We start from the raw sequence: 6431 nt of genomic DNA on the forward strand, positions 1-6431 counted from the left end.
CTGTTCAGGGCTTTGATATTCCCCATCACAGCTTTGATATTCCCCATCACATCATAGCTGATGCTCTCTCCCAAGCTGTTTCCGGCACTGGACACCGTCAAACGGTTCAGCCTGTCATAAGTGTAGTTAARGGTATTAGCTCCCCCGCCATTGGTATAGGTCTGGCTTGAGATATTACMATTATACTGCGGGGCACTGCCACTGTTATAAGCCAATGTAAAATTGAACAGCCCGCTAGCCTGACTGGTCAGCCAGCCACGCTCGTTATAGGTAAAGCCAGTATGCTGCGCAAAACTCACATCATCGGTACTATGCTGTCCCTTATCGATCAATTGCCCGATCTCATTGTAGGTCAAGTTCGATAACGTGACCCCTTGCCCCCCATTGATCTGGGATTTCGTGGTTTTCGTCCTGCCCACATGGTCGTAGGCATATGTGTTGGCAATAGTGGTACTCACGCCGTTCCCCACATGCACACGGGTAGTCTTCTTTAAGCTCCCATCAAAGTTCCACTCATTGTCTACCACATCAGTACCCTGATTGACACCGTTCAGGTGGTTTTCGCTTTTGGTCGTGATCACCCTTCCTTCGTTATCATAATAGTTTACGCTCAGCAGCATCGTTCCTGTACCCAGTACGGTTGTACGCGTACCGRTCAATAAGCCTTTGGTACGCCCACCGCTAACCTGCGGCAGCACCGGTGAACCCATGGTATTGTCATAGAAGTTATAATCGTCGTAATAGTTGACCGTTAGATAGGTACTGACCCCGACATTAGGATAAGCATTATTGGTGTATCCCATGCCTGAGGAAGACCCTGGGGCTTTGTCTTCCCATAGAGGATAGGTCTGTGCATTCAGGTTATCCTGGAAAATAGCCCTTTGCGCATCATCAAGATAAATACCGGTCATAATAACCCTTCCAAAAGCATCATATTTGGTAAAAATCCACTGGTAAGATAAACGTTGCTGTGCGTCCTGGGTAAATATTACCTGATCAAGCTTATTGTATACCAGGTATTCCCAGCCCTTGCCCGGAATCTTTTTCTCAGTTAACCGTTTCCGGCCATCATAATGATAACCATAAATGAAATCCTTGAACACATCATCTGATTCGGTAAAACCATCGATCTCAGCGGATAACCTGTCGGTATTCAGGTTTACTGCCGGAGGCAGCACATAACGCAAATTACCCAGGTCATCGTAAACATAATAGGTGGAAAGACTTTTAGTAGCTGTTTCCCAGGCCCGCTTTAATACCACCCTTCCCTCCAGGTCCTTATATTCATCTGTTGTACCCGTCTTTACATCCCCAGGCACCCAGTTCTCATCTTTTACCGTCGATTTATAAAGTTTGCCCGCATCATAATAACTACTTCCAGAACTCGCACCGGAACTGTTCACCGTCCATTTCCTCACATCGCCCGCCACATTGGTCCCGTATTCACTCACCACGGTACGCCCAGTTCCAGGCTGCCAGGCAGCTCCCGGAGCACCCCGCTGTTCCACCCGGTCCAATGGTGAAGCCTCGAACACCGTTACACTGTAAGGGTTTGGTGTTTTGACCACATTAGCGTCCCAGCCCGTGCTGTTATTGTAATAGTTCGCCTGCTGGGTCAAAGCATCCGCTTTATAACCCCCGTTGTTTGCCGACTGCGCAGCATAAGGCAGGTATTTTACTGTTTCCCTCCCATAGGCATCATAGGCCACAGGCTGCACAATATCTTTCCCCCCAGGGCTCGCCTGTACCTGCACGGCCTGCATCGGCCTGCCCAGCCCATCAAGATACTGGATACTACGGTTAGCCTGGGCAATGGAAAGACTACCCACCTGCGCAAGTGTAATTACATCTTTTTCACGCACTGTGGTCTCCATAATAAAGTTCTGGTCACTGCTCGGCTGGATGCCCGCAGTACTTCCACCTGTTACCGTGATGTTCAGCGCAAAGGCAGAACTGCTCTGACTGGTATTGTAAGCCGTGATATAATAATTGGCTGCAGCGGAGGCTGTCGTTGGAACCCCAGTGATGTTACCGTTGGCATTGCTGAAGTTCAGGCCCGCCGGTAGCATTGGCGCAACCGTAAAAGCAGCTGTGGCGATCTTGCGGATATAGAAACTCCCGATTTCCGCCACATAAAGCGTACCCTGGCTGTCGATGCTCAGCCCGTAGGGCGAGCTCAGCCGCACGCCCGAACCCGTACCGTTTACCGTACCCGCGGAGGTCGTGCCTGCAAAGGCCGACACATAACCCGAAGCATCGATCCTGCGGATGGTATGGTTCTGCTGGTCGGCCACATAGATATTGCCCGAAGCATCTATCGCCAGGTTATTGGGATACTGGAAAGTGGCAGAGGTACCGTAACCGTTGGCCGAACCCATCGATCCGTTGCCCGCAACCGTACTCACCGTACCCCCGCTGATCTTGCGGACCATATGGTTCAGCCGGTCAGCCACATAAACATTGCCAGAGGCATCAACCGCCACACCCATCGGGTTGCGGAAAGTAGCCGATGAGGCACTGCCATTGGTAGCACCTGCCGTGCCCGTACCCGCAAAAGTACTCACCACACCGGCCGGAGTGATCACGCGGATCCTATTATTCGAATAATCCGCCACATAAAGGTTGCCCGAGCCATCAAAGGCCAGGCCGATCGGGCTGTAAAAACTTGCGCCAGTCCCTGTACCGTTAGCAAATCCCGGTGACCCGCTGCCCGCAAAGGTAGTCACCACCCCTGCCGGGGTGATCTTCCTGATCCGGTGGTTCTGCTGGTCGGATACAAAGACATTGCCCGAAGCATCTACCGCAAGTGCCGAAGGGTGCTGGAAGCTTGCCCCGGCACCAGTTCCATCCGTAGACCCCGCAGATCCAGAGCCCGCCAGTACGCTCATGGTACCCAATGGGGTAACTTTTTGAATCTGGTTGTGGTCCGAATCGGCGATGTAAACATTGCCTGCTGCATCTACAGCCGTGTTCAGCGGGCTTGCACAGAGGGCTAAAAGCCCGGTAAATATGCTGGTAATCTTTATTCTTATTTTCATCTGGAGAGGCATTAATGCGTTGGCACTTTAATACTGTCTGTGGGCAGACCTTTACGTTTTCCTTTGGGCAGTTTCAATTCCTGTTGCTGACTAAAAGCCTGCATTTCGGCCGGCCTCCGTCCCCTGATGGAGGCTGCCATCTTTTCCCGCTGCTGGGGGCTAAGCAATAGCCTCAGCACAGCTTGGTGGCGCTCTGAAAGCGCCTTTAGCTCCATGCCCCGCTTCTGGCCACGGAATGAAGTATCCCGCAATACGCGGGTAACCTGCTGGCCGTATTTCTCCTGCTCTGCCAGAAGTTGCAAAGACTGTTCCGGGTTCAGCCCCAGCTCCTTTGATAGCACTTCCTGACGCTCTTTTTTACTTTTAACAGCCTCCTGTTTAATAGACTCCTGGCTGAAGGTATTGGATATCCCCGCCAGCATCAGTAACAGGGTAAATAATGGAAAATAGGTCTTCATGTTCGTTTTCATCTAATAGGTTGCTGCAGGGATATAGGTATTCATTCCATTATCTTCTATCTGGTAGTAATAATAGTAAGAATTGATAATCTGCTCATAATAAGGGTCGTAATACCAATACCACCAATCGGTGGTAAAACGCCCAAGGTAGAGCCGGTTGGTATTGGACGGAACCGTATAGGTATTCGTCCAGCTCAAAGTCGAGTAATTGTTGTTCTCATAAGCACTTGAACTGGTCCCAACATTCACATCAATCGACTGTGGCAAAGAAACAGACTGCGTACAGTTCGCATCGCTGTAAAGGGCTATATAGAAATCCGCATCAGTACTACTACCGTCACTTGTCGGGCTCGAAACCGAATTCTCCACCTCAACCCGCGCATAAACCGGCGAAGGCGCCGGAGGTGTTGTCGTCCCTCCACCTGCATTACAGTCCGTAACCTGGCCCGCATAGTTATAACAATAGGTCTTGACAATGTTATTATTCTGGTCACGGACCAGTTTCAACCGCTGGAAAGCATCGTACTCATAATAAACCGTCATCCCCTTCGCATCCGTCTGGCTAACCATACCAATCAATGGTTTATATACATAGCTCGAAATAAATGCATCGGGAAGATTGTTCCTCAGCGGCAAAAGAAAGTTATCAATCGCAGTCTTGTCGGGACTAGCCTGATTGCTGAAGCTACTCACCGCACTGCTACCCCCCAATAACGACTCTACTGTCGCATAATCTGCGTTTTTGATCTCCGCAATTGGAAACTGGGAATTGTAACTGTAGAGGTAACTTATTTTTGATCCGTTCTCCTTAGAGATCGTTAATGGATTCCCTTTAGTATCATAGTTGTGATAGCGCAAACGGGTCTCATCAGTTCCCGTAGCCATATTCCTTCCCTCTACAGTACTCGGCGCAATTATCGAATTGCCCCAGTCGCTGTAATTGGTCCGGGTTGTACTAAGGATATTTGTCCCCAGGATATCGTTCTTGTAATTAACCTGTTCTATCACCGGAGACCACTTATGGTATAGATTTACCATGTCCGCATAGGGCTGCTGTCCGATAAAATCGTGCGGATATTTAAAAACACTAATAACGCTATCGCCGTTACTCTTGTACATCTTGGAATTTGTGGGGGCATCCAGGAGGTTATTTGCATATTCAAACTTAGTTTTTTCAATCACTCCGTCACCACTCGTCACCGTTTTGGATATGAGTCTTCTGTATCCCGACTCAATATAATAATCGCCATAGTTATAAGGCTCACCTCCATATTGAACCAGATAATAATCTGCATCCTCAGGAATGCGGAAGTTTGGCCTGATAGCGCAGCCATCAAGATTATATTCCACATATCTGTCATACTTGAATCCCCTAACACTCTCTCCGGGCAGATCCTGGTATTCATAGTCTTCAGCGTTCACCAGATCGTAATTACCATTATTATTCTTATAATATGCTTTTCCAATCAGGTTACCAGAGGTCCAGTCCTTGAACGGCTTTAGATATTGCTTATAGCGTATCGGGTCATTAAAGCTATAAAAGTCGATATAACCGTTGCTTGGATATGTCGTTTTCTCAGCTGGCGTAAAATCGTAATTATAGCTGATTTTCCCGACATTTTGCTGTCCATTACCGATATATTCCGATACCTGATCATATACCACCGGACTGCCATGCGGGCTGATATTAAAAAGGGGATCACTGAACAGGTATCTTCTCCTGAACTGACTCCAAGGGGTTGTAGAAGAACCAAACGGAGCCAGGTCGGGGACCAGTCCAGCTACAGAATAGGAATAATCCTCCACATTCCCTGGCAGAAAGTCTATGTTCCAGCCTGGATATTCATATGTCCTGGTTTCAGGGGTACTTGTTGGACTGGCATATTTCGATATGGTTTTAACCCTTAGCCCACCTACATCTCTTCCTGGAGACACTGCCGAAGGATTAATTTTGTTGCATTCATAATCGTAGATAGTAAATCCCCCAGTAGGATAAGTAACCTTATTGAGCACAAATGTCTTCATTAGCGTCTCTACCGACTCCCGGTTATTTGTGCTATTGAGCACTAGCGCCGGGCGGTGCAACCTGGGAATCGATACATTTGGCAGCTGTTTTCCCAGTCCCTGAGATGGACTGCTATTATAGTATCCCCAATGATCCGTTCCCGCTATATCACTTAGCGGAATCCCATTGTCTTCATATAAATAATCAAACAGGTAATGGTTCAAGAAAGTATGATTTGCATCATAAAAATTAATTTCCTTCAAAAGGACTCTTTGGGTCGGCTTGGACACATATACAAATTCCATGCTCTGCTTGACGGTATTAGAAAGATCCATAATCTCGATCTTCTGCAACATGTAGTTTGTTGTAGCGAAGGTAAACTTCACTTTTCCGCTCAGAAACGTGATGAGCTGGGGGATACCATCAGACCGGTTGGTTCCGTAATCACCGGCATAATAAGCATCGTAATAACTCAGCACATCGGAATAGGGTTTAACCCCATTGAATTCTGTGCCCACATCCGGATAGCAGTCCCTCCATATCAACGACTCATCGTCGATGTCGTCAAAGACTACATGCTCCCCGTAACTTCTAGCCAGCTCATCCAGCCCACCGCTTTCTTGAAAATATATAGTGTTGCCTGGATTGTTCGCTGAGGTCATCTGGCTCATACTCCAAGAGGTGTAACCATTATCCGGGGTACCTGAGGGAGAGAATTTATATTTCACCCCGGCCGCATCCCAAACATCAAATACCTCGCTTGCAAGGTTTGGAACTATTTTTAAAGCCTTATATGGAAGCAATAAAGGCGTTTTATTCACATCGTTTTTAAGGACGAATTTTCCAGAGTTCCCATTAAACTGATAGGTAAAAATATCTGGTTCGGTATTATAATCACGGGCCCAGCTTGAAATATTATCGGCCCTATTG

At 47.9% G+C, this 6431-nt stretch carries 3 protein-coding genes; all 3 read right to left on the bottom strand.

Features of this window, described 5'->3' with window-relative positions; genetic code table 11:
* Window positions 1-3038: DUF6443 domain-containing protein (locus AC1DPQ_RS21280; protein ID WP_477610798.1), on the bottom strand; the 3038-nt coding region annotated here is incomplete at its 3' end.
* An 11-nt stretch (window positions 3039-3049) separates the two neighbouring features.
* Complete coding sequence (locus tag AC1DPQ_RS21285) at window positions 3050-3508, bottom strand: hypothetical protein (protein ID WP_477610799.1); 459 nt, start codon at window positions 3506-3508, stop codon at window positions 3050-3052.
* On the bottom strand, window positions 3509-6431 hold a 2923-nt coding region (locus AC1DPQ_RS21290), incomplete at its 5' end, for a hypothetical protein (protein ID WP_477610800.1). It lies immediately after the preceding gene.

The sequence above is a fragment of the Pedobacter sp. 01T416_2 genome (assembly GCF_056398925.1).